This is a genomic window from Bacillus paramobilis, assembly GCF_038096195.1.
Lineage (GTDB): Bacteria > Bacillota > Bacilli > Bacillales > Bacillaceae_G > Bacillus_A > Bacillus_A mobilis.
In genome coordinates, this window is record NZ_CP151108.1 from 4,135,136 (window position 1) to 4,161,111 (window position 25,976).

The window sequence follows — 25,976 nt, forward strand, 5'->3', positions numbered from 1 at the left end:
TATAAATATTTACAACTGCTTCTTCATTTTTCATCATCACGACAATTAACTTTGCTATAATTAAAAGGAAAATCCAATAAATGGAGGTCCACTATGGAAGAAAAAGAAATGCAACCAACGATTCAAATGAAAAACAGTAGCATTGTGATCGTGAAAAACTCAGCTAGCATTATATTCGGCTTATTTTTCATTCTACTATTTTTTGCAAAGCCTTTTCGTAAATCGAAATGCCCTGAATGTAAGAAACGCGCGAAGAAAAAGGTTGAAAAAGAAGAGTAAAAGGCCTTCCATTTTGGAAAGCCTTTTACTCTTCTTCATCTTCAAAAAAAACGACTATTTTTTCTTCATCTAAAACGAGCGAATGAGATTTCTTCAATCGTATTGTGTAGGTCTACTTTATTCCCACTACGAACATCGAGTATTACTTCATTTGTATACTTTTCCATCGTATATTACAACAAAAAAAGGGATGGCAGCAGCCATCCCTTTTTTCCATAATAAACTATAAAATTATAGTTTGATTACGTTTTTAGCTTGAGGTCCACGGTTACCATCTTCGATTTCGAAGCTAACTTTTTGACCTTCTTCTAGAGATTTGAAACCTTCAGTTTCGATTGCAGAGAAATGTACGAATACATCGTTTTCGCCTGGAACTTCGATGAAACCGAAGCCTTTTTCGTTGTTAAACCATTTTACTTGTCCTGTTACTGCCATAATTATTTCCTCCTAAAGAAAACACAATTTATTTTAGTCTTCCTGTATAAAAAAAGAATCCACACATTATCAAACACGAAACATAAACTAGTTCTCACATACTTTTTCTCGTTCGTTTTCGGCACTTGATAATATATGGATTGCTTAATTTAACTATTCAACTGACTTCATCATAGCATACTTAAAATAAAATGTACAATCTTTTTTGAAAATAACTGACAAATTAAATTGATTGTACATTCGTAAATAATTGATTGTAGTATGTGCGGATTTCACTTTAAAATGAACACACACCATTTGAATGCGATTACATCCCTTATTCTGAAGTGTTACAATATAATCATACAATCGTTATATTGGAGGGGATTATATGTCAAACTACGCCAACGAAGAAAAGCTTACAGGGGGAAATGTATCAAATGTGTATCGTTCTGAAAATACTGTTCGGCGAGAATTAAAGTCAGGTAATGCAAAAATTCATACATTATTACAACACTTAGAAAACAAAGGGTTTCATCATGCTCCAAAGTTTTTAGGTGTAGATGAAAAAAATAGAGAGATTTTATCCTTTATTGAAGGAGAAACTGGGAATTATCCGTTAAAAGAATATATGCGGTCTAATGATGTTTTAAAAGAAATAGCAAAGATGCTCCGCCTTTATCATGATGCGGTAAGTGATTTCCCCTTATCAGATGAATGGCAACCGATGGATTGTACTCCTAATGACATTGAGGTTGTATGCCACAATGATTTTGCTATATATAACATTATTTTTAATCAAGAAAAACCAGTAGGCATTATTGATTTCGATGTTGCTGCTCCTGGTCCAAGAATTTGGGATATCGCTTATACGCTTTATACTTGTGTGCCTTTAAGTAGAACATATTATACAGAATCGGGTGAGGCAGTTCACTATGACTCATCACAACATGCTGGTCGTATGAAAGAAAGAGTGAAATTATTTGTCCAGTCCTACGGTAAAAGTATGGACGAAGATTACTTAGGAATGGTTTTACTACGATTAGAAGCTTTATGTACATATATGAAAAGAAAAGCACAAGAAGGCGATGTGAATTTCCAAAGAATGATTGATGAGGGACATTTAGAGCATTATGAAAAAGATATGGAGTTTATTCGCGATCATAGAGCTGAGTGGATTTGATAATATCTTCTTGTTTGTCGATAAGTCGATATATGTGAAAAATCGTTCCGAAAATAACAAGGGGCACCCTTCAAAAAGGGGCCCCTTCCTTTTATTTTGTAAATTGTGCTTCTTCTGTAGATCCTTTTAGCGCTGTCGTTGATGACGTACCGCCTGTAATAACTTGTGCTACTTCATCAAAGTAACCTGTTCCTACTTCGCGTTGATGACGAGTTGCAGAGTAGCCGTGTTTTTCTGCTGCGAATTCTGCTTGTTGTAGTTCAGAGTACGCTGCCATGCCTCTCTCTTTATAGCCACGTGCTAGTTCAAACATGCCGTAGTTTAATGAGTGGAAGCCAGCTAGTGTTACGAACTGGAACTTATAACCGTAAGATGCGATTTCTTTTTGGAAGCTCGCAATTGTTTTCTCATCTAGTTTTTGTTTCCAGTTGAATGAAGGTGAACAGTTGTATGCAAGCAATTTCCCTGGATGCTCTTTATGAATTGCTTCTGCAAATCTTTTTGCATCTTCTAAATTTGGTTCAGACGTTTCGCACCAAACGAGATCTGCATAAGGAGCGTATGCTAAACCACGTGCGATCGCTTGATCAAGACCTGCTTTCGTACGGTAAAATCCTTCTGGAGTTCTTTCTCCTGTAATAAATGCTTTATCAACCGGATCAATATCGCTCGTAATTAAATCTGCTGCATCCGCATCTGTTCTTGCAACGATAATTGTCGGCACTCCCATTACATCTGCCGCAAGGCGTGCCGAGATTAAATTACGTACCGCTGTTTGCGTCGGTAGTAATACTTTTCCGCCTAAATGACCGCATTTTTTCTCTGAAGATAATTGATCTTCAAAGTGCACACCTGATGCACCTGCTTCAATCATACCTTTCATCAGTTCAAATACGTTTAATTGTCCGCCAAATCCAGCTTCTGCATCTGCTACAATCGGTACGAAATAATCTGTATCACCGCTTCCTTCCATATGCTGAATTTGATCCGCACGTTGCAGTGTTTGATTAATTCGTTTTACTACAGCAGGTACGCTGTTCGCTGGATATAAACTTTGGTCTGGATACATATGTCCAGAAAGGTTCGCATCAGCTGCTACTTGCCATCCACTTAAATAAATTGCTTTTAGCCCAGCTTTTACTTGCTGCATCGCTTGGTTCCCTGTTAATGCTCCAAGTGCATTAATGTAATCTTCCGTATGAAGCGATGACCAAAGCTTTTCAGCACCGCGGCGCGCTAATGTATGTTCAATATCAATTGATCCGCGCAGACGAATTACATCTTGTGCCGAATATGGACGTGTGATCCCTTTCCAGCGCGTATCTAATTCCCAACTCTCTTGTAATTTCTCAATTCTTTCGTTTTTCATTTGTTCCATCCCCTTTTCGTTTTTATAAAATTTCATAACCCGGTAATGTTAAAAATGGTACGAATTCATCATTCCGAACGAGATTTGTAAACAACGTTGTCGCCTCTTGGAATCTCCCTTTCTTAAAGGCTTCTTTACCAATCTCTCTTTCTATTTTTGCTAGCTCTTCTTCTTTTAACTCTTCCATCAGTTCAAGCGTAATATTACGACCGTCATGTAGCTTTCCACCTTCATGACGAATCCATTGCCATACTTGTGCCCTAGAAATTTCCGCTGTTGCCGCATCTTCCATTAAATTATAAATTGGTGCCGCTCCCCGTCCGCTTAACCAAGATGCGATATATTGAATGCCTACGCTAATATTCAGGCGAAGTCCTTCTTCTGTAATCGTTCCCACTGGTACTTCTAATAAATCCTTTTCTGTAACATGTATTTCTTCACGTTTTCTAAAAATTTGATTCGGGGTTTTCATAATGTGATTAAATACTTCCATCGCGACTGGTACGAGTCCCGGGTGGGCAACCCAAGTCCCGTCATGGCCGTCTAAAGCTTCGCGCTCCTTATCTGCACGCACTTTTTCAAAAGCTGCTTCATTCGCTTCTGGATTGTTTTTAATCGGAATTTGTGCTGCCATTCCTCCAATAGCTGGTGCATTACGGCGGTGACACGTTTGAATGACTTTCAAAGAATACGCGCGCATAAACGGCGCTGTCATCGTGACTTGCGCTCTATCTGGAAGTAAAAATTTATTATGATTACGGAAACTCTTTAAAAAGCTGAAAATATAATCCCATCTTCCGCAATTTAATCCAGCAGAATGATCTTTAAGCTCATACAAAATTTCATCCATTTCAAACGAAGCGTGAATCGTTTCCAGTAACACCGTTGCTTTGATCGTTCCGTTTGGAATACCAATATATTTTTGAGCAAATACGAAAACATCATTCCATAACCTTGCTTCTAAATGGCTTTCCATTTTAGGTAAGTAAAAATATGGACCGCTTCCTTTTGCTAGAAGAGCTTTCGCATTATGGAAAAAATAAAGTCCGAAATCTACTAAGCTACCAGATATATTTTTCCCATCAACTTGCATATGTTTTTCTTCTAAATGCCATCCTCTTGGACGCACAATTAATACTGCTGTTTTACTATTTAAACGATATTCTTTTCCGTTTTCATTTTTATGTGAAATCGTTCCCTGCACAGCATCTCGTAAGTTTATTTGTCCTTCAATCGCATTCTGCCAAGTTGGTGAATTTGAATCTTCAAAATCTGCCATAAAAAGATGTGCTCCTGAATTTAAAGCATTAATAACCATCTTTCTATCCACTGGTCCAGTAATCTCTACGCGGCGATCCTCTAAATCTTTTGGCAATTTGGCAATTGTCCAATCCGCTTCACGTATGTGCTTTGTTTCTTCTAAAAACTTTGGAAACTCTCCTGTATCAATTCTCTTTTGTTTCTCCGCACGCTTTTGTAAAAGTTCTATGCGGCGCTCATTGAAATTTTCATGTAGTTCCTTCAAAAAACTAAGCGCCTCAGGTGTCAATATTTCGTTGTACGCTGGTAACATTTCTCCGGGCAATGTAACCCGTGAAGTTTGCGTCGACATATTAGCATCCCCTTCTTAAACTGTTTTATAACAGATTTGATTTTATGTTTTATATTATATAACAAATCTTCAGAAAAGGAAGTTTTTTTCGAAAATTTAATTGATTTTTTTACAAAACTGTATTCTTCCACCCGTATTACACATAAAAAAGAAGCTGGTGTTATACAACACCAGCTTCTTTTTTATTATTTATTCAAAAATTGTTTTAAATAAGAACTGCGCATATTGTTCACGTGTTACTTTCATGTTCGGAGCGAAGTTACCCTTCCCGTCTCCTACTGAAATACCATTTGAACCTACTGCATTAATCGCTTTTTCTGCCCAATGTCCCTTTGGTACATCTTTAAATCCTTTTGTTTCTTTCACTTCTAATTCATATGCTTCTGTAAGTACTTGAGCCATTTCTGCGCGTGTTAATGTATCTTTCGGTCTAAAGTTTCCAGTTCCATCACCATTAAAGATACCTAACTCTGTTAATACTAAAATTTCTTCTAAGAACATTGTTGACTTTTCATTAATATCTTTATATGGATTTTCAAGAATATCGCCTTCCTCGAATGCTTCACTGAAATCGATTGTGCGATAAATTAAAGCAGCTACTTGTTCACGTGTTACGTTATGTCCAAAACCAAACACACCATTTCCATAACCAAGCATAATTTCTTGTTCTGCTAAAATTTGAATTGCTTCATAAGACCAATGTCCTGCTGGTACATCTTTAAAGATTGCCGGGCTTGTTTGTTGTGACTTCGGAGCTGCTGCAGCATTTACTGTACCTTCAGCACTAAATGCTACTCCACCCATAATTGTTAAAGCTGTTGCTACTTTTAAAACTTTTTTCTTCAAAGTATTCGCTCCCTAAAAACATATTTTTTTCTAATATAAAGAATTAATGGAAGCGTAACAATACAATTCCCATGTGATTTTTGTCCAATTCATGAACTATATTTCATATAATTTTATTTACACTCTATTAACAATAAAGTTACTAAACCATATATTTAAACAGAAAAAAGTTACTTTATTCAATTCCTTCTTATCCAATAAATTCTAAAAACTAAATTATGAATAGAAAATCGATATAATTATAAATAATTTAAAATAAAAAAAAAGCGTGGAATTCCCGCGCTTTTTTCTCGATAAATATTATATTAATATAATTTAAACATCCTTATATTTTAACTTTTATTCATAATCCTCATCTTTTACTGGAAAATAAAAAACAGCTTTATTTAAAAACGTTGCATATTGCTCACGTGTTACAGCTTTATTCGGTTCAAATTTCCCATTTCCTGTTCCTACTATGACATGATTAGACTGCAGTGCACTAATTGCATTTTTTGCCCAATGATTATTTGGTACATCTTTAAATGTATGGTTCTTCTTCACCTCAAATGTAAATGCATTCGTAAGAATTTGCGCCATTTCTGCACGTGTTACTGGTGCAGCTGGTCTAAAGTTTCCTTTTTCATCGCCTTTAAAAATACCATGCTCTGTTAATACTAAAATTTCATCTAAAAACATTGTTGCCCTCTCAGAAATATCTTTGTATGGATTTTTTAAGGGTCCTTCTTTTTTCAAATTCAATGTACGATAAAGTACTGCTGCTACTTGTTCTCGTGTTACATTATCTCCTACACCAAACTTACCATTTCCATAGCCTAACATTACTTTATTGTATACTACGTCCATTATATCGTCATATGCCCAGTAATTTACTGGAACATCATCAAACACAATCATTTTTGGATATTCTTCTGCTTTTACGTTTGGAACATTTGTACTTACAAACAAGCCGCCCATAATAGTTACCGTTGCCATTATACGTAACATGTTCTTTTTCATTGCCCTCTCCCCTTTATCTCCATTTAAAAAAACGGAAAATAATAGACTGAAATCCTTTCCAATATTACATATGTTGCCTCCACACCCATTATGCAATATATTACATTTAAAAAATCTATTATTGTGAAAATCACTACTAAAGGAGAGCCAATTCGCTCTCAATTTCAATTTTTATACCGAATTGTACGCAAATCATATCCCTTTCCTATGGTCATTTAAAAGTGTTTCTATACATTAAATATTCTACTTTTTTAAAAAGAAATCCTTCACATTTTTAAAGTTCATTTTCTAGACAAAAACCGCCAATATATGTTGTTACTCCGTGTATATCGACATTTCGACAAAGGATATCAACTGGACTACAACATACGAAAATAATAACCTACCTAATTAATAAAAGCTCACAATGAGCGGAGGATGTCTCCTCTACAAATTATGAGCTTTCTCTTTCTCTATTCCATTTTCCCTGGAGAATTATCAATGGATCGTTTTAAAAATTTCGCAAATTGCCCGCGTGTTACGAGCATTTCAGGATCGAACTTGCCATCTCCCGTTCCAACCACCACTTTATTAGACTGTAATGCGCTAATTGCGTCTCTTGCCCAATAGTTTTCTGGGATGTCTGTAAATGTATGCGGACGCTTTGTTTTCAACTCATATGCTTTCGTTAAAATTTGTGATAACTCTGCACGAGTCAGTGTTGCTTTCGGACGGAAATCTCCATTTTCGTCTCCTTTAAAAATACCAAGCTGTGTTAAGCGTAAAATTTCGTAAGGGAACATGGTTGATTTCACACTAATATCTCTATATGGATTCCCAATATCCGCAGTTCCTTTTACATGAAGTGCGCGGTATAATACTGCCGCCGCTTGCTCACGTGTTATATGGTCTTCTACACCAAACTTACCATTTCCATATCCAAACATAATTCGATGATATACTAAATATTTAATATCATCACACGCCCAATGATCTGTTGTTACATCATCAAACTCTATCATCGGACCAGATTTTTGGATAATATCTGCATTTGCAGACACACCATTTACACTTACAAATATTCCTCCCATTAAAGTTAATGATGTCATTATCTTTACTAGTTTTTTCATCTCTCCCACCCACTTTTTCCTTTATTTTCCTACAAATTTTATTGTACAAAAAATTAGGAGATTATCAATAGAATGTGGGTGAGAATATTTAAAATTCAGAATGCAAATTTTCTTTTATCGCTATTTTTTCTTCCTTCGTTTTTCGAAAAGTAAATGCCATTCCTACAAATATAAGAATAATCCCTACTACTTGCATACTAGTCGGTCTAAAGCCGGTAAAGACTGTATCTAATAGTATTGCAACCGCAGGATCTAAAAACACTAATACCGAAATTAATCTCGTCGATAAATCTCTTAAACTGTCAAAAAATAAGTAATATACAAATCCCGTATGTATAAGACCTGTCGCTGTGATCATCATCCAGTTCATCTCTGTTAACCCTTGAAACTTGCCAAAATCTACGAATGGTAGCAATAAAAATATACCTAAAAATGTTTGTAAAAATGTCATCGCATATGCGCTCGTATGCTGAATCCCTTTTCCTAATAAGGTGGTAAAAGCATAAAATACAGCTGCAAGAAGTGCCCATACCATTCCAGATGACATCAGTTTTTCGAGCGATAGACTTCCATCTACTCCAGCTACTAGAACGGTTCCGATAAAACAAATGACAATGGACATAACCGCAAATACTGTAAGTCTCTCTTTAAATACAATGCTACCAATCATTAATACGATAATAGGTGCAAGGTGGTAAACTGAAATCGCAATTGTAATCGACATAACTTCAAACGCTTTAAATAGAAATACCCAGTTAAAAACGAGAAATACACCGCATGCTAATATTTGCATTACTTCTTTTTTATTCCATTTCTCACTTTTATACTGTCCTGTTACGAGCCAACATAATGCTAAAAATATAGTCGCACAAATGCAACGAACGAATACTAATTCAAAAGACGGTAAACCTGTTTGAACAGAAAAAAATCCAATTGATCCGAAAATAGACATCGAAAGGATCATCTTTATAGCCGGCATTGATTTTTTATTGAACACCCTTTCTCTCCTCCTATAAACTATCTTTTACAAATGAAAAATCTCCAAAACATTACGTATTATTATATATTACAATCGGAAAATTGTAAAAAATCAGAATATATTAAGTGATATCTGCACAAAATTCCCATAAAAAAATCACCCTTTGTTATATAGGATGATTTTTTTATTTATTGAATGGAATTTTTCTATATTAAAACTTAAATATACTACTACTTTTGAAGAGTAAATTGGGCAACTATTTGTTTTAATCCTCCTGCTGCATTATGCATATGTTCAATTGAAACCGAGATCTCTTGAACAGATTTTTCTTGCTGTTGAATAGACTCTTTTACCCTATCAGTTCGGTCAGATGATCTTTGGGAAATTTGAGCCATGTCTTCTGCAGAAGCCGAAATCTCTTCACTACTCGCTGCAATTTCATCTGTAGACATAGATACCGTTTGAATTTGCTCAGATACTTGCTGTACTTTTTCTGTAATTTTTCCAAATACTTTTTCTGTATGCATTACTACTTGTGTACCTGCCTGTACCTCATTATCTACTTTCCCCATCATATGTACCGTATGGTTCGTTGTTCCCATAACTTGAGTAATAAGCTTCTCAATTTGTTTTGCAGAATCACTGGATTGTTCTGCTAATTTTCTTACTTCATCTGCCACAATTGCAAATCCTCTACCACTTTCCCCAGCACGTGCAGCCTCAATTGCGGCGTTTAATGCTAATAAGTTAATTTGAGAGGTAATACCTTGCATAACATCAATGATTTTAACAATTTCTTCTGATTGTTCTTTCATAGTCTCTACTTGTTTCACACCGTTATGTACTGAATTTTGGATTGTATCCATCTGTTGAATCATTTGTTTCATTAATTTGTTACCACTCTCTGCATCTAATGCTGATTGAGCAGACAATTCATTTACAGAGGATGCTGTATTCACTATACTCTGCATTCCTTGTGTCAACTCTTCCATCGCACCCGCAGTTTGCTCCATTGCTTGCATTTGACTCTCTGCGCCATTTGCAACTTCTTCAATATCTATAGTGATTTTCTTCGCTGCACCACTAGATACTTCCGATGCAGATACTACTCCGTCTGCATGTTGGAATAAAAGCTGAATATTATTCTCTACTTCTTGCATATTTGTTCTTAGCCCTGCAATCATTTCGTTAAAATCACTTACTAATACACCTAATTCATCCTTAGCATTATACTCACCATGTACAGCTAAATCCCCATCTTTTGCTCTTTCCATCATAAGACTAACCGTTTGTAAAGGGGCAACTATAAGCTTGCTAATAATATAACTTACTATACATATAATGACTGTAGTAACTACTACAAGAATGATAAAAGTAATAACAGACCGCTCTATCATTTTTTGAGAATCTTTAAATACTTGGTCAGCTAAATTTGAAACATACGCTTCTAGATCTACAGCATAACTAGCTAACTCTACTCCCTTCGGTTTTAATTCCTTATGAAATTCGTTTACCATTTGAGATTCATTTGTTAGCTTCGCTTTATCAAACAACTTCTTATATGTATCCATATAACTTGGCAAAGATTTCTCCATCTTCTGAAACAGTTCATCCTCTTGCTTACTTAAATTGAAGCCATCATCATATTCTTTTAATAAAGAATCATATTTTTCAAGATCCTTTTCAATATTACCAATAATCCCCTCTTTATTTGTCGCCTCATTTGGTGACGCTGTAATTAATTCTAGTAAGTTATACTCTAGTGAATTTTGTGTACGAAGCATTCCTTCTAATAAAACTACAGAATGTTGATAATCATCTACTACAACCTCTGTATCATGCTTAATCTTGTTAATAGAATTAATTGCTACGCAGCTCATAATTACCATGCTAAATACTGCTAATGAAATAAGCGATAATAATTTATATTTCACTTTTAAATTTTTTAAAAAATACATTTTTCCACCTTTATTCCTTTATATATAGATTTTTAGAATTTTATAGCTTATTATTTACAAAATCGCAATAAAAAGCAATGATAAATATTCCCAATATAAAACTTATATCTCTAAAAAAGAAGTAGCATAATCGCTACTTCTTTTTGCTTTGTTTATCATATTGTTCAAACGCATGGATTCTTTCGAAAATTGGTGGATGTGTGTATAAGAAAAACTTCACTAACGCAGGCGGATTTACTTGGCTTAAACTCGTTTTTGATAAATATTGAAACGTTTTTACACCAGATTTCCCGTCCTTCGTCATATCTAAAGCATATTGATCTGCCGCTCGTTCTTCTATACGAGAAACATAGTTTGTTGCTGGCTGCGATGCAAAAGATAGTACAGAAGAAATTAAGAAAAATAAAGGTAAAATTGAGAAACATGCTACTTTTGAAATTTTTAGCGTATCCCCCCATTTTCGAATACACATATTTATAATACGGCTAATAAGATACATCCCTACAAACGATAGCAATACATAACTCGCAACGCCCCAATATATATGTTTCATAACATAATGTCCCATTTCATGGGCCATTATAAATAAAATCTCTTTATCTTTTAATTGCTTAAGCGTTGTATCCCACATTACAATACGAGCGTTAGGGCCAATTCCTGTTACATATGCATTTAACGCATTCGTTTTTTCTGACATATTTACTTCATACACGTGTTTAGCAGGAATGTCCGCTTTGTCTGCTATCGCTAAAATTTTCGTTTCTAATTCTTTATTTTGTAGCGTCGAAAAATCATTATAAAGTGGATCAATAACGACAGGCTGTATAAATGTTAAAAAGATTGTAAATGGAACAGAGAGTGCCCACCCTGCTAGCCACCATCTCTTCGGGAATTTACGGATAAGCCATAGAAGTACGGTAACTACGATTAACATCGTCGCATAACTTTCCCAAAAACCGATAACGTGATCTTTTATCCAGCTTTGTGTACTTTGCGTTGAAATGCCGTAATCAACGGACACTTTTCGGCTAATCCATTGCATTGGCAGAGCAAGAACTGTTGTGAGTAGTGATAAATAAAAGAAATAAATCGCAACTTGCAGGACACTTATTTTCGTCGTTTCCTTCGACCATTTCTCAAACTTTCTTGAAACACCGAGCACAAGTACAAATAATAAAATAATCCATTCCAGAGGCGTCGCTAAAAAGTACAGTAAATTTTTCACGCGCGAATAATCTTGGCTTAGCGTAAGCTCCCTTGCATTCATAAACGTTTCTGGATCTGCCTTTGTTCCTTTATACATGTCCGGAATCAGTTCATGATTCCATCCAAATAAATACCAATATATAAGCAACGCAAACCCAACGTACAAAAAAAGCGACCACCCAATAACCTTCCTCACGCTATTCCCTCCTCTATGCTGCCTGTCTATTATTATTGTAAGTTCGTACATGCTAAATTAGAACAAGCTTATTATGCGAATTGCTCGCGAGCCTTCTGCTTACAAAAAAAACTCTTCTACAAAAAGAAGAGTTTTACCTATCTTTAGACACTTTCTTCGGTTCATACTCTGGGATAAGAAATATACTTACAACCCAACATATGAAACCAGCGCCTTTTATATAGCGTATATATTCATAGTCTTGAAAAAATAACGTCGTTACAATAAGCGTAAAAAAACCAATTAAAACTAGTACGTATCCTATTTGCTTCTTAGATAACATAACGTTCCTCCTTAAGGAAGTACATCCACTAATAAACTAAAATCTTGTAAAGAAAAAGAACTATATTTCATAATACCTTGCACTGCTAAAAGTAAAATAAGACCGGTCACACACATATAATTAACGCTTTCTTCACTCTTTTTTTCAGCAACTATTCCGCCGCTTATACATAATATTCCTAACAAATGGAGTGCTAAATACATAAAGAAATAAGCTTCCTCCCAGCGAAGAATAACATTGACTGTCGTGATCAGCACAATGCTAAGTAAAATCAAATAAAAAAACTTATTTGATGATATTGTTTCATTCATATAATTTTATACATCCCTTTCAAATTTAGAATTAATGATGTTTCAAAGCTATAAAGTAAATGATTGTTTTCATACTATAAAACAAAAGGAAAGCCACCATTACTTTCTCGAATACTTTATGAACCCACGTATACTTCTCTTCATTTTTTTTGAAGATGCGCTTCATCATTTCTTCTACAATTAAACCAAATAGTAGTAAAACCCCTAACACAATAAGAAGAGAAATAATATTTTCTTTTACATGAGTATTAGAAAATAAGTAATACTCTGGAAACACAATCGTATCTACTACAGGTTGCACCCAATGACAAACGCTTTTATCACACATATCTGTAAGAGACGTAGCATCTATAATGTCTTTCAATATTTTTTCAATCGTCTTCTTCATCTCATTTATCCCCCACTACGTCTGAAAAGCTCTTTTCCTGCTCTACATATATAGCTGGCATTTCTTTATTCCAATATTTGCGGTTAACAAATAGAAAGATGAGTACTAAGTTTAATCCCGTCATAAAAATAATAAGTCCTGGAAAGAACGTCGTATAATTTGAGAAATCTGCAAAACTCATTATCTCTTCTTTATTTATTAGAAAAGAAGCACCGATTACAAATGCATTGTTTAACATGTGAATAGCAATTGGCATGAGTAAGCTATTTGTACGAATATATACGATTGATAGTACAACACTAAATACTACTGCGCCTAGGAAATCAACATGTAGCAACGCAAACAACATCGCTACTACAATGATTGCTATACTCGTTCCCCATTTTGCTGCAAAGCGTTGCAGTAAAAATCCCCGAAAAACAAATTCACCAATAATTGGTGCGATGAATACGACCATAATAACTTGATATACATATCCCCCTGTACTATCTATAATCGGTTCACGTAACGCGCTCATAATAAATTCCGGTGTAATCCATGCAAAGCTATACATGTACAAAATAAGATATCCATAACTAAACACGCATAACATAATCGCAATGTATAAAACTTGCACCAGGTTAAATGTTTCATTTTTATTAACAAATAATGAAAATGAAACGCGGTGTTTTCTATATTCATAAAAAATCCACGTAATCGGAAGGATATAGAATATAAGAATATTTATAAAAGTAGAATTTTGTATATGAAATGTACTTTCTATCAATTCATTACTGCCTCTTGCAACTAAAGTTAATAGTGCAAATACAATTAAAAAATATCTAGCTCGCATCGTTTGAAACGGATTCACACTCATCTCCTCCCCTATGTTACTTTTATCATATCATTTGATTCTTAATTTTTTGAGAAAGAAAACCTTAAAATTTCCTTAAAAATTCCATAAGTTACCGAAAGATGATATGATATTCGAGGAAATTAGGAGGGATTTTTTATGTATGAAGCAAATATTTTGCTCGTTGATGATGAAACAGCAATTTTACAATTACTAACTACCATTCTTGAAAAAGAAGGTTTTTCTCATATTACAACTGCAACATCCGCTGAAATAGCTTTATCTCTCACCGAAAAAAACGATTACGATTTAATTATTTTAGATGTCATGCTTCCTGGTCAGTCTGGTTTTGATATTTGTCCCATCATTCGCAAAAAAACAGATTGCCCTATTTTCTTCCTCACAGCTAAAACATCTGATTTAGATAAAATATCTGGATTTTCACAAGGTGCAGATGATTATATTACGAAGCCATTTAATCCACTTGAAGTAGTAGCTCGTATGAAAGCACAACTCCGTAGACATATGAAACAAGCAGTACCAAATGAACAAAAAGCACACTCCAGTTCGTTTGGCAGATTTGAAATTGATCGATATTCCGCAGAGCTTACAGTAAATGGACATGTTGTCGAATGTTCCGCCCAGCTATTTCAGCTACTACTCTTCTTTTGCGAGAATCCGAACTACGTATTTTCGAAAGAAGAAATATATGAAAAAGTTTGGGGAGCACCTGCCTATAATGGCGATGACAATACTGTTATGGTCCACATTCGAAAACTACGTGAAAAAATTGAACAAGACCCAAGTAAACCAGAATATATAAAAACCGTTCGCGGACTTGGCTATAAGTTCATTACAAAGTAGGGTGACGATATGAACTTTAATAAACGACTCATTATCCAGTTTATCATGCAACACGTATTTGTTTTAGTTACATTACTAATTGCTGTAGTAGCTGCATTCACTTATTTAATTTTTCTTGTTACTAGTACTTCATACGAACCGAACATTCCAGATGCGGAGAATTTTATGATTGCAAGATATATCTCTTCAGAAGATGGCGATATTTCGTTGAAAGCTGAAGTAAAAGACTTAATTAAAGAGAAAAATGATTGGATTCAAGTTGTAGAGGAAGACGGAAAAGTTCTCTATCACTTTAATACGCCAAGTGACGTACCGACATCTTATACGAAAACATCTCTATTCTCGTATATACAGAATCATGTAGAAAGCCCTTATACATTTACATATTGGGAAATTGAATTAGAAGAAAAGAACGTACTTGTTATATACGGCGGTATGTTAAAAAGCAATGTATTACTGAAAACAATCAAGAAAGAGCACCCGTCTGTATCTATGGATTCTTTCACATTAACAGATCAAGAAAAACAGTTACTTTCTAAAGAAAAAGCAACACTTCAAATCTTTAATAGTAGTGGCGAAGAAGTATTCTCCTATCCAGATGGAAAGAAAAAAACGTTTTCTGTCATACAAGCTGCTCTTAGCGAAAAAGAACCGTGGAATCATAAAGAAAACACGTCTAGCTTTTACGACACAAATAGCAATCATCTTCTTGTTGTAACTGCTAAAAATGAGTACTACTACCCAGATGATGAAATAGACGATGTATTTACTAAAAAGTTTCTAATCGGATGCGGATTAATCCTTCTTATCGTATTTGTTTATTTAGTCATTCTTTCTATTTGGTACGGTAATAAATTTGGAAAACCGTTATTACATGCGATGCGCTGGCTTAAAAATATAGCTGGTGGAAAGTACGAAGAGCCTGTTAGTAAAAAAGGGAAACCTGTCAGATTCCGGCGATCTGGTAAAGAAAAATGGTCATTCCGTTTATTTAGTGATGTGACAAATTCACTAGAGCATCTTTCTATTACACTCAAAAAAAATGATGCAATGAGGCAAGTACTGCAGCAGACACGTGAAGAATGGATTACCGGTCTAACACATGATTTAAAAACGCCACTTAGCTCTATATATGGCTACGCATTATTACTAGAATCACAGCAGTACAACTGGACTGATCGTGACATTCAACAATTCGGCAGCGTTATGAAAGAGAAATCTCAATATATGACGACATTAATTGATGACTTAAGCTTAACGTATCAATTAAAAAATAACAGTCTTCCTGCGCAGCATGTGAACATTGAAATGAATCAATTCGTCCAAAAAGTATTATTACAATTCATTAATAATCCGACACTTCAAAATCAAAATATTGAATTCGTACCAAGCTCAAACAAAATTCAATATTTCATTGAAGAAAAATGGTTCCAGCGTATTATCGAAAACTTACTCGTAAACGCTGTAAAACATAATAATGAAACGACAAATGTCAGCGTAAAACTTTCCCAAAACGCTACTTCATTTACACTCTCTATTGCAGATAACGGAAAAGGAATGGATGATAAAACGAAAGAACTTCTCTTTGAGCGATATTACAGAGGAACCAATACAGAAGAAAGCAACATCGGAACTGGACTTGGCCTCGCCATTACGAAACAGCTCGTTCATGCTCATAACGGAACAATTTCTATTGATAGCGAACTTGGAAAAGGAACGACGATTATACTTGTGTTCCCGTTTCATTCGTAGGAATGGCGCTATGTGGTGTCTTTTCTTTTGGCGAAGTTCAACAGTCTATGAAATTATATCGGGCAACTCAAAATATATCAGCGATTTTCAAGATATACCGACTTATCGACAAAAATCGGCAAATATAACAACCTATATGAAAAAAGCGAACCACTCAATGGTTCGCTTTTCCTTCTATTACTTCTTCTTCACCGGTATCCAAAGTTCAATTTGAGCAAACTCACTTTTATCTGCATGGGAACGCTCATCGTATAGTTCAAATTCATTAACGCCGCAATGTTCGTACCCAGAATGCGGGAACCATTCTGAGAATACAGCATTCCACGTTTGGTGAATAGACGATACCATTTCTTCATGAGGAACTTTCGGCGTTGTAAATACAGCATATGTCGCTGCTGGGAAAGTACGCTTCGCAACTTCATTTGGTACATTTTCAAATCCTGTAACTTCCATTCCAATTATATAAGTGAAGTCCCCTGTTTCTAAATTAAAATCAGTACATAATCCAAGCTCTACCCATTGGCTCGTATCTTTACGATTCGGAATTGTCGTTCCAAGATCTTTCTGTAAATATTCTTGCCAAAATGCTGGGATGTCTTGATGGTTTTTCCCTTCTTTACTTGTCGTCTTCAGTTCATAACCCGCCATTAAAAATTCTGGTTTATTTACAATACGATATTCCATTTGTATGCCTCCTAAATACGGATTTAATTTTCTTTGCTTTACATTCACGCTGTAATACATCGGTGTTTCAATTTCTTGTTTTCGATATTCACTCGGTGTCATTTGAAATAATTTTTTAAAGGCTCTCGTGAACGTTTCGTGAGATTGAAAGCCGTGCTCAAACGCGATATCAATAATTTTTTCATCCGTATGAGAAAGTTGATAAGCTGCCCGGGCTAACCTCCTCTTTCGAACATACTCCATTACTGTATCACCTACTAACGCCTGAAATACACGATGAAAATGCGACTCAGAAAAACCTGCAATACGTGCTAAATTACGCAGCGTCTGTTTTTCCATGACATCTTCTTCAATATAATCAATTGACCTTTGAATTTGTGTTTCATAGCTTTCCATCTCTGTTCACCCGCCTTATATGTATTATGATAAAAGAGAATCCTATCCAATTCTTGACGTTTTTTACTATAATTCCATAAAAAATTGTAACTTTTTTATATGTATTTCGTTGTTATGTATGAAGGGAGGGAAATGTAGTGAAAAGCAAACACTCATTAGAAGAAATTTACTCCGAACATATGCAAGATTTATTTCGCTATCTTCTCTCCCTAACCGGAGATCCCCACTACGCGGAAGATCTCATGCAAGAAACATTTTATCGAATGCTCGTCCATATTGACTATTATAAAGGAGAAGAAATTAGGCCGTGGTTATTTACGATTGCCTACAACGCCTTTATCGATTGGTATCGAAAAGAAAAAAGATATAAAACAACGACAGTTGAAGAATTCCATTTACCAAACGTACCAAGTACAGAGCACTCTTATTTCGTAAAACATGAGATTGCTAGTTGGTTAGACAGCTTATCTTCGCTTCCCCTTGAAAGACGAAATGTCCTGCTACTACGAGATTACTACGGATTCTCATATAAGGAAATAGCAGAAATGACCGGTCTCTCACTAGCGAAAGTGAAAATTGAATTACACAGGGGACGAAAAGAAACGAAAAGCATAAAGGAGTGATACGGATGGGGTGTACAGAGTTTAAAAAACTATGGGAGAAGTACGAAAACGGAACGCTCACGCATGATGAACAAGAGCAGTTAGAAAGTCATATTGAGACATGTGAAGAATGTGAAGTTTACTTAGATGAGTTGCTTTCGAAGAGTGAACCGATAAAGAAAAGACTACCGCCACAAAATCTGAAAGTCCCGTTTTGGAAAATAAAATGGAAACAGCGTTGGCAAACCGTTAGTTTTGTCCTTGCCGTTTGTATAGTAATCTATTTTGTTGGTCATTTTTCATCATCTTTTTACTTCTATAATATGAAAAAATTAGTTGAAGTAAATGAGATTCCAGCACTCGCACTAGAAGCAACAATTCCAAATAGTCGTTCCACTGGAGGCAGTACAAAAATAAAACCCTTTTTTCGTACAGAAAATGAAATGAATTTAGTTAAAACTGTTGGCAAAAAAGAAGTTCCCATTGGGACAGTAACAACGCGTAGTTTCTTATCATCTGTAGCTATCACAAATCAACCTTGGGAAAACAGAGCCTATCCAAAAAAGCTTTCCTTTGTTCATCCAAAAATCAAGGAAGAAGCTTCTTTGAAAGAATCATCTAAAAAAGTTTGGGATACACTTGGAAAGATACATGAGGGAACCGTTGCAGAAGTAGCGCTATCTTTTGACAAACCTTATACGTTGCAAGAAGTCGAATCAATTCTATATAGCGCATTTGAAGCACAAGAAATGCCGCCAACTCCTTTATGGTACGCTTTAGACACAGGACAAGAAAGAATAAATGAAGACGATTTCATCTTGCATAGCGGAGAGATTATCGGATTTCGAGAACATATAGAACTTCCTGATAGTGAAGCAGAACAACCGAAAACAAAAGAAGGTGCAGTAATCGAAATGATGCGCATTCTTTCTGAACATAAAAAAATTGTGCGTGAAGCTACTCGGACTCCTGAAAAAGAGCTGAATTTAGATAAGCGCTATCAGTATGTAAAAGATAACGGCGTTAAAGTATACGGCATGGTCATTACTGGCCCGTCGAAAGAATTATTAAAATTACAAAACTCGCCGCATGTTCGTTATGCGACGCTTGGAGATATTGAGGTTTGGAATTGGTTTGATCAGTGATGTGAAAAAGTAGAGCATCTAGGAGTGATGCTCTACTTTTTTATTTCCTCTCCACAAACTTCCAAACTAACATTGTTGCACATAAATAGGCGATCCCCATTACTAAAAAACTATAGCTTGCCCCTCTGTACCAATTCGATGATTCATTTAAAATGATTCCCATAATTGCTATACCGACTAATGCACCAATTTGACGATTTACATTTAAAGTTGCCCCAGCCATATTTCCATTTTCACGACCGGCAGATTTCATTACGATGGTAGTCATGGCAGGCACTGCTATACCGATTCCAAGATTAACAATACTGTATATGAATGCAATTCCTATGTAACTCACATTATTTACTATAAACATTAATAATAAAGACCCTATACTAGCTATAAATAACGCTATAAATAATAGCAATTTTGAACCAAACTTAGTCACCATTTTGGCGAATAATAAATTTCCAATAACAAATACACTCATCATTGGCAATAGTTGTAGTCCTGCTACAAACGGGCTTGCTCCATATGCTTTTTGCAAAAAGAGCCCAAACATAAATATGCCGCCAAATACAGCAAAGTTTAATAGAAATCCAACTATATTTGCTGAGGAAAACGTCTCGTTCTGGAACAATACTCTTGGTACAACCGAGTTTTTTGATTTTCGTTCTGCATAAACAAAGAGAATAGCAGTCAATACCGTTCCCACTACCCCTCCTAAAATTTGAAACGAGGACCATCCATAACTTGGACCTTCAATTAGAGTAAAAGCCAATAATGTTATTGTAGTTATACCGATTAAATGATTTAATACGTTTATTTTCTCCTTTTTCGGTAAAACGTTTGGAATAATTACAAAGGCCATTAGAACACCGATAACCCCAATTGGAAGGTTTATAATAAAAATGCTCCGCCAACCAAATGTATTTACTAAAAGACCACCAATAAAAGGACCTGTACCAGAGGCGATAGAGACAATTGCCGACCATATACCAAACATTTTAGCTCTCTTCTTTTCATCCGGAAATGATACTACTAATAAACTAAGTGAACTTGGCATAAATAAAGCCGCTCCAACGCCTTGAAGTACTCGGCCGATAATGAGGGTGTTCCCATTTGTGGCCATCGCACATAAAAGAGATGCAAATACAAAAATGATTAAACCAACCATATACATATTTTTTGCTCCATATTGGTTAGCCAATGCCCCTCCAGCGAGTAATAATGCCGCAAAAGATAAAATATATCCGTCGACAATCCATGTTGAACTATATAATGTCAGTCCTAATGTTTCTTGAATATTCACCACTGCAACATTTACTACTGTTACGTCTAATGTTGCCATAATAAAACCCATTGCCAAAGTTATTAAAATGAAGATACCTGATTTCTCTTTTGTTTGAACATCTAAATTTCTACTAGCCACTCCATTCACTTGCTAACTCCCCTCTCAAAAATTAGTAATTTACCTATATATTCCTTTAGAACTATAATAAAGAAAGTACTTTAATTATAAAAGTACTGATTTTTTATATAGTACCTATACTTTTATATAGTAAGGAGCGTTTATATGGAAAATGGAAATGAAGAGATTTTATTAAAATGCCCCATTGAAAAAACAATGTCTGTAATAGGTGGAAAGTGGACTTTCTTAATTTTAAGAGATTTATTTTATGGTCCTAAACGTTTTGCTGAGCTTGAAAGACGTCTAAGTGGCATTAGCCCACGCACACTCTCTCTTCGCTTAAAAGAACTTGAACAAGAAAATATTATAAAGAGAACAATCTATTCAACTATGCCACCTCACGTGGAATATTCACTTACAAAAAAAGGGGAAACACTCCGTCCTATTTTTGACGCGATGAAGGACTGGGGAAATGAGTGGAAAATATTAGATGAATAAAAAGAAGGTATCATCTTATGTGATGATACCTTCTTTCTGTTAATTCGAAATCAATTTCACATACATCCCTCTCACCGCTTTTTCATAAGCGACCTTACTCATCTGTTTTATTTTTTCCGACACCACAGACGATGGAACAACTTCACCTTCACGAAATAATGGAGGATCAATGAGACGGACTTTATTTTTCTGATACAAATCATAATCGTTTCTATCTTCTTTTACGTTTACATTCGGATGAACTTTGCTTAATAAAGCATGTACTTCTGGATCACTACATTGCTGCAATTTCGAAATAAGCGCATCATCTTCAAGAAGAAAGTCATCTGCATGAATAATCCTTTTATGAAGAGCTAACTTTAGCGTTTTCGCTAACATGTCGTTTCCGTAAATATTCATTGGCTTCATAAAGAAATCAATTACTTCTTTGTAATACGTTTCTGTAAACCATTCTGCCATTTCGACACTTTGAAGAACCATTTTCCCATCTACAGCAATGACATCCTCTAAAAAACTGTGAACTTCTTTTAAAGAAACATACCCATATGTATACATATCTCGTAACGTATAATCCACTCTGTCTGCGCATAATTCTGGTGCTGACCTTTCGAGTAACGTCCATTTCGAATCATCTAACAAAATATCTTCATAGTTATAACCATACTTCGCAAGGATCGCTGGAATTTCTGAGTTTTTCACAACAGAACTAAATATCTCTTCATGATAACTTTCATTTCTATTATCAAAAACGTAATCAATCACATGGGAAAAAGCAGTATGTGATACGTCATGCAGTAAACCTGCAATTTGTTCTTCTACTGAACCACCAAGTTTTTTAACCAACAACATAACACCAACTGAATGATCAAAGCGTGTTACATTCCAGTTCTCATTTAGTAAGTAGCTTGCGCCATTTTGATGAATACCTTTTAGTCTTTGCACAGGATTGCTTACAATTAATTCTTCTACTACTTGATCCACTTTAAACTCACCGTAAATAACATCTGATATAACCACTTATAATCCCCCTTCATTTCAGCAGCGTCTTCTAATCGTACCTTTTTTATAAAATCGATATCAATATAAATTATAAATCTAAATATATTTATACAAAATTATAAATGTTGTATATTATACATGTCTGTTATTTCTTTTAATTCATTTATTTTTATTGAGCGCTCCTTATGTGGAGCCTTTTTTTATTGAAAAATGTGGGGACTTTCATTCCAAATCGTGAACAGAACGCTAGAAATAGAAACGTACATATTCCGGCAAGAAAAAGGATAACATTGCCAGTTTTATTCTATTTTGATTTAATACAGGTATAGCTATTAAGAGAAAGAGGGGGAACATGAAAAAGATTTTCTTCACCATTCTATTCATCATTATTGTATTCATTAGTTTAGGATATTGGAAATTCTTCACTTTATCTGGGGTTTCAGGCGGTGAAAAGATTCAATCCATACACTCCCCAGATAAAACGTATACTTTACATATATACAGGCATAATGGCGGCGCAACGACTAGCTTTGCTATAAGAGGAGAGCTTGTAGCAAATAATAAAAAATTTATGAACAAGAAAAATATATACTGGAATTATCGTGAAGAAGATGCAACTGTACAATGGTTAGACGATCATACAGTAATGATTAATAAGCATAAATTACATGTAGAGACGGACACGTATGATTTTAGAAAAAAATAAAGAGAAGAGGACTGACTTTTATTAGTCAACCCTTTTCTCTTTATTCCGCTATTCAAACGTAACTTCCACCTGCACAATCTCTGATCTACTTCCAAGTCGAAGCGGTGGTCCCCAGAATCCGAAACCAGAAGAAACAATCGCGTGGAATGTGCCTTTTTGTACGTATCCCCAGTCTAATTCGTACATTCTTCTCGTTACAATATGATTCGGTGCCATTTGTCCGCGGTGCGTGTGGCCGGATAAGAGTAAATCGACGCCAGCATCCGCTGCTTGTTTCAACTCAAATGGTTGGTGATCCATTGCGATAACTGGCATGGATTTATTTACCGTACTCATTAAACTTTCAAAGCTTTGACGATCTCGCTCTGTTTTATCTCTTCTTCCAACGAGATAAAAATGATCTTCAATTGTAATCACTTCATCTAACAGAATACGAATATCAATCTTATCCATCTCTTGTAAAAATTCAGGAACCGCTCGGCCGTAATATTCGTGGTTTCCTAACACACCATATACGCCTAATGGAGCCTTCATTTGCTTCATAATTGGTCCCATATTTTTTTGAATGAACACACCTGGATGATCATCGATAATATCACCTGGCAGTAAAATAATATCAGGCTCCATCTCATTTACATGACGGACAAGTCTTTTTAAATGCGAAACGCCAGATAATTTACCGAAATGCATATCAGAAGCCATCGCAATGCGTAAGCTTTTACGTCCCTCTACTTTTTTCGGTATGTACACCTCGTACTTTCTAACTACTGGGCTATATGCGTTGAATACCCCATATGCAAAAATAAAGATAAACGCAAGTAACACGGCCGTCCCTGTCCAAATAATTGCTGCTTCTTTCTCCACTGAAAACTGTAAAAGAAAGACCGTAATATTTGCTAACGGCAACAACATAAGCGCATATTGTATGACCGCAAACCAAATCGAACCTATCGTTCGTAGAAATGGCAAAAACTTAAACACTTGCACGAGAATGTACGCATATGAAATAAAACCGACTACGAAAGCGTAATATCCCCAAGATTCCCAGCCAAACAACGCGTGAAGCCAAACCCAACCGTTCCAGCCGATGTAAAACATGAGTAGTGTGTATACAATTAAAATAGTGAATATATTGAAATAACGAAGATTTTTCACAGCCAGCCTCCTTCTTGATTTCTTCTATTATATCTTGTTATGCACTTATAGCGTAAATATTAAGCACTTCGCTCTTCACACTAAAAACCTCTAACTTTTTAGTGATGTTGCGTTTGTTGCGACGCAGATTAGGGAGTTGATAAGGAGGACTATATACAGGTTGTAAAAAAGTGCATCCGAACTAACAGATGCACTTTTTTATATTTTGTGTTTGATTGCTTTTATTTCACCCCATAATACTCCTCGATATCATAGTCAAAACCATCCCATGCTATAGATATAATTAAATATGTATTACTCGATGCAACTTCTATGTTTATATAAAATAGATACGTTCTTTTGGATAACCGTTTTCCCTCCTGAAACATCACATTCTTTTTTTACAGACCCTTAAATTCCTTATTTTTATGAGAGTAATGCTTCTTATCTGTAAAGCTAACAAATTCTATCCCCTCACAGAAACTAACATCACCATCGATAACAGTACTACCTACAAAAGAAAAACAATTTAGTTCTTTTAAATTTTTTATAAAATCTATTGTTGGTATATCTCCGCAGTCTAATAAACGTAATATTTCTAGAGACTCTAAATATTGAATACTGCAAAATCCCCCTATATTTTTACACATCTCGATTTCCAAACTAGTCAATTTTTCACTTGTATATTTTAGAGATTCTAGTGATTTTAATGTACGAAGATAATATAATTGTAAAGATTTTAAGTTTCTAAAACTTTCAATGCCACTAAGTGAATCAATTTTTGATTGAGTAATTTTAAAGTATTCTAGACCTCGTAATTTTTCTAATTCCTTCAAGTCTCTATTTTTAGGATTGTATTTCCATAAAGAAAGTGATTTTAAAGTACACATTTCCTGTAAACCTGTTATCTTTTTATCACAGTACATACTTAAATTTTCTAAGTTTTTTACTCTATCCAACTCTAATACGTAATTAGACTCAACTATTGCTAAGTCTTTAAGATTTTTTAAATTGTATACACTAGATACATCTTTTAAAAACATGTTATCTAACATTAAATGTGTAATATTTTCACACTCACCTAAAAAATTAATATCTTCCAATTCATAGTACATATCAGATATTTGCACTCCAGAAATATTAAACCTATTAATATATTCTATACATTCACCTAAGTTTTTTTGAGATACTAATACAGTTTCCCCGTGTATATCTTCTCTTACATAAAAACCATTTCTATATTTTAAGTTCATAAACTACTCCCCGGCCATTACATTTACTTATAATCTATACGCACCGCTTCTTCTAATAATAAATCCAACCATTCTTCCATAGTTCCTAAATCTCATAAAACTTTCTTATTTCTTAAATGTAATTCTAATACTCTACTCTCTTCATTAATAGCATATATTGTGCCCAAATCCATTGAATCTGCAAAGACAAAATATGATTCAGGAATTTTTTTAGAAGCATATAGTTGCTGAAAACTCTGTAATTCAAACGGCTGAAAATATTCTTCCTCATCAGAAAGACCACCAATTTTCGGCCGCCCTGCTATACGAACTAAATTTGCCAAAAAGCTTCCGTTCATAAGAGATAGTAGATATTTATATGGTTCCGGAAATACAGTTTCCATCTCATCTTCAAATACTTGAATTTCTTCTTTACTAAGCGGCGGATTCACTACATTCATCCAATTAACTTTATCTATATTTCCAAATACCTTAGTTCCAGTTCTTACCGTTTTCGTATCTTTTCCATATACTGGTTCCAGTTTTTTTATAATAATATTGTGCATAATTC

Annotated in this window: 26 protein-coding genes and 2 pseudogenes; 8 read left to right on the top strand and 20 right to left on the bottom strand. The window is 34.9% G+C overall.

The features are described from left to right. Window positions 1–93: 93 nt before the first annotated feature. The gene (locus tag AABL52_RS21175) at window positions 94–279 is read left to right on the top strand and encodes a hypothetical protein (protein WP_000391436.1); all 186 of its coding nucleotides are present in this window, start codon (window positions 94–96) and stop codon (window positions 277–279) included. Between the two features lie 231 nt (window positions 280–510). Here the strand turns inward: AABL52_RS21175 and cspA are convergent, their stop codons facing one another. Continuing rightward, on the bottom strand, window positions 511–714 hold the full coding sequence (cspA, locus tag AABL52_RS21180) for an RNA chaperone/antiterminator CspA (protein ID WP_000301521.1): 204 nt from the start codon (window positions 712–714) through the stop codon (window positions 511–513). 370 nt (window positions 715–1,084) lie between these two features. Here cspA and AABL52_RS21185 point away from each other — a divergent pair, with 370 nt between their 5' ends. Beyond that, a complete protein-coding gene (locus AABL52_RS21185) occupies window positions 1,085–1,876 on the top strand; it encodes a phosphotransferase (protein WP_341518335.1) in 792 nt (263 codons plus the stop codon). Between the two features lie 91 nt (window positions 1,877–1,967). Here the strand turns inward: AABL52_RS21185 and aceA are convergent, their stop codons facing one another. From aceA to AABL52_RS21245, 13 genes and pseudogenes are all read right to left on the bottom strand, one after another. Beyond that, complete coding sequence (gene aceA / locus AABL52_RS21190) at window positions 1,968–3,245, bottom strand: isocitrate lyase (protein ID WP_098237588.1); 1,278 nt, start codon at window positions 3,243–3,245, stop codon at window positions 1,968–1,970. Window positions 3,246–3,267: 22 nt separating this feature from the next. Further along, window positions 3,268–4,857, bottom strand: coding sequence for a malate synthase A (gene aceB / locus AABL52_RS21195; protein ID WP_341518336.1), 1,590 nt, complete (start codon window positions 4,855–4,857; stop codon window positions 3,268–3,270). Between the two features lie 189 nt (window positions 4,858–5,046). After that, the gene (locus tag AABL52_RS21200) at window positions 5,047–5,703 is read right to left on the bottom strand and encodes an S-layer homology domain-containing protein (protein ID WP_000731026.1); all 657 of its coding nucleotides are present in this window, start codon (window positions 5,701–5,703) and stop codon (window positions 5,047–5,049) included. A 339-nt stretch (window positions 5,704–6,042) separates the two neighbouring features. Continuing rightward, window positions 6,043–6,702: an S-layer homology domain-containing protein gene (locus tag AABL52_RS21205; RefSeq protein WP_341518337.1), complete on the bottom strand. Its 660-nt coding sequence runs from the start codon at window positions 6,700–6,702 to the stop codon at window positions 6,043–6,045. 452 nt (window positions 6,703–7,154) lie between these two features. After that, window positions 7,155–7,811, bottom strand: a complete 657-nt coding sequence (locus AABL52_RS21210; RefSeq protein WP_341518338.1) for an S-layer homology domain-containing protein — start codon at window positions 7,809–7,811, stop codon at window positions 7,155–7,157. Between the two features lie 88 nt (window positions 7,812–7,899). Beyond that, window positions 7,900–8,808 (bottom strand): DMT family transporter, encoded by a 909-nt coding sequence (locus AABL52_RS21215; RefSeq protein WP_097845316.1) that lies wholly within the window; start codon window positions 8,806–8,808, stop codon window positions 7,900–7,902. 212 nt (window positions 8,809–9,020) lie between these two features. Beyond that, the gene (locus AABL52_RS27155) at window positions 9,021–9,974 is read right to left on the bottom strand and encodes a methyl-accepting chemotaxis protein (RefSeq protein ID WP_423250483.1); all 954 of its coding nucleotides are present in this window, start codon (window positions 9,972–9,974) and stop codon (window positions 9,021–9,023) included. A gap of 42 nt (window positions 9,975–10,016) precedes the next feature. Continuing rightward, a pseudogene (locus AABL52_RS27160) lies at window positions 10,017–10,748 on the bottom strand (MCP four helix bundle domain-containing protein); the annotation flags it as partial. Window positions 10,749–10,881: 133 nt separating this feature from the next. Then, the gene (locus AABL52_RS21225; protein WP_341518340.1) at window positions 10,882–12,150 is read right to left on the bottom strand and encodes a M48 family metallopeptidase; all 1,269 of its coding nucleotides are present in this window, start codon (window positions 12,148–12,150) and stop codon (window positions 10,882–10,884) included. Window positions 12,151–12,283: 133 nt separating this feature from the next. Next, a complete protein-coding gene (locus tag AABL52_RS21230; protein ID WP_341518341.1) occupies window positions 12,284–12,472 on the bottom strand; it encodes a hypothetical protein in 189 nt (62 codons plus the stop codon). A gap of 11 nt (window positions 12,473–12,483) precedes the next feature. Continuing rightward, the gene (locus AABL52_RS21235; protein ID WP_001006046.1) at window positions 12,484–12,783 is read right to left on the bottom strand and encodes a hypothetical protein; all 300 of its coding nucleotides are present in this window, start codon (window positions 12,781–12,783) and stop codon (window positions 12,484–12,486) included. Window positions 12,784–12,814: 31 nt separating this feature from the next. Then, on the bottom strand, window positions 12,815–13,171 hold the full coding sequence (locus AABL52_RS21240; protein ID WP_000750874.1) for a hypothetical protein: 357 nt from the start codon (window positions 13,169–13,171) through the stop codon (window positions 12,815–12,817). Window position 13,172: 1 nt separating this feature from the next. Continuing rightward, on the bottom strand, window positions 13,173–14,027 hold the full coding sequence (locus AABL52_RS21245) for a CPBP family intramembrane glutamic endopeptidase (RefSeq protein WP_002070792.1): 855 nt from the start codon (window positions 14,025–14,027) through the stop codon (window positions 13,173–13,175). Between the two features lie 135 nt (window positions 14,028–14,162). Here AABL52_RS21245 and AABL52_RS21250 point away from each other — a divergent pair, with 135 nt between their 5' ends. Beyond that, a complete protein-coding gene (locus AABL52_RS21250; protein WP_000272682.1) occupies window positions 14,163–14,867 on the top strand; it encodes a response regulator transcription factor in 705 nt (234 codons plus the stop codon). A 9-nt stretch (window positions 14,868–14,876) separates the two neighbouring features. Then, window positions 14,877–16,619: a sensor histidine kinase gene (locus tag AABL52_RS21255; protein WP_341518342.1), complete on the top strand. Its 1,743-nt coding sequence runs from the start codon at window positions 14,877–14,879 to the stop codon at window positions 16,617–16,619. A 177-nt stretch (window positions 16,620–16,796) separates the two neighbouring features. On the opposite strand, the gene AABL52_RS21260 is transcribed toward AABL52_RS21255, so the two are convergent. Beyond that, window positions 16,797–17,699, bottom strand: coding sequence for an AraC family transcriptional regulator (locus AABL52_RS21260; RefSeq protein ID WP_000446834.1), 903 nt, complete (start codon window positions 17,697–17,699; stop codon window positions 16,797–16,799). Between the two features lie 137 nt (window positions 17,700–17,836). Here AABL52_RS21260 and AABL52_RS21265 point away from each other — a divergent pair, with 137 nt between their 5' ends. Beyond that, window positions 17,837–18,322, top strand: coding sequence for an RNA polymerase sigma factor (locus tag AABL52_RS21265; RefSeq protein WP_098258465.1), 486 nt, complete (start codon window positions 17,837–17,839; stop codon window positions 18,320–18,322). A 5-nt stretch (window positions 18,323–18,327) separates the two neighbouring features. Continuing rightward, a complete protein-coding gene (locus tag AABL52_RS21270; protein WP_341518343.1) occupies window positions 18,328–19,446 on the top strand; it encodes an anti-sigma factor in 1,119 nt (372 codons plus the stop codon). Window positions 19,447–19,486: 40 nt separating this feature from the next. On the opposite strand, the gene AABL52_RS21275 is transcribed toward AABL52_RS21270, so the two are convergent. Further along, window positions 19,487–20,866: an MFS transporter gene (locus tag AABL52_RS21275; RefSeq protein ID WP_341518344.1), complete on the bottom strand. Its 1,380-nt coding sequence runs from the start codon at window positions 20,864–20,866 to the stop codon at window positions 19,487–19,489. Between the two features lie 135 nt (window positions 20,867–21,001). On the opposite strand from AABL52_RS21275, the gene AABL52_RS21280 reads away from it, so the two are divergent. Beyond that, window positions 21,002–21,334 (top strand): winged helix-turn-helix transcriptional regulator, encoded by a 333-nt coding sequence (locus AABL52_RS21280; protein WP_341518345.1) that lies wholly within the window; start codon window positions 21,002–21,004, stop codon window positions 21,332–21,334. 39 nt (window positions 21,335–21,373) lie between these two features. On the opposite strand, the gene AABL52_RS21285 is transcribed toward AABL52_RS21280, so the two are convergent. Then, on the bottom strand, window positions 21,374–22,351 hold the full coding sequence (locus tag AABL52_RS21285; protein WP_341518346.1) for an HD domain-containing protein: 978 nt from the start codon (window positions 22,349–22,351) through the stop codon (window positions 21,374–21,376). Window positions 22,352–22,685: 334 nt separating this feature from the next. Between AABL52_RS21285 and AABL52_RS21290 the strand changes: the two genes are divergently transcribed. Further along, entirely contained in the window at window positions 22,686–23,039 is a 354-nt protein-coding gene (locus tag AABL52_RS21290) for a DUF5412 family protein (protein ID WP_341518347.1), read from the top strand. A gap of 48 nt (window positions 23,040–23,087) precedes the next feature. Here the strand turns inward: AABL52_RS21290 and AABL52_RS21295 are convergent, their stop codons facing one another. The 3 genes and pseudogenes from AABL52_RS21295 to AABL52_RS21305 all read right to left on the bottom strand — a co-directional run. Further along, window positions 23,088–24,194, bottom strand: coding sequence for a metallophosphoesterase (locus tag AABL52_RS21295; protein ID WP_341518348.1), 1,107 nt, complete (start codon window positions 24,192–24,194; stop codon window positions 23,088–23,090). Between the two features lie 380 nt (window positions 24,195–24,574). Further along, window positions 24,575–25,426: a hypothetical protein gene (locus tag AABL52_RS21300; protein WP_341518349.1), complete on the bottom strand. Its 852-nt coding sequence runs from the start codon at window positions 25,424–25,426 to the stop codon at window positions 24,575–24,577. Between the two features lie 95 nt (window positions 25,427–25,521). After that, window positions 25,522–25,971: pseudogene (locus AABL52_RS21305) on the bottom strand (SMI1/KNR4 family protein); the annotation flags it as partial. Between the last annotated feature and the right edge of the window lie 5 nt (window positions 25,972–25,976).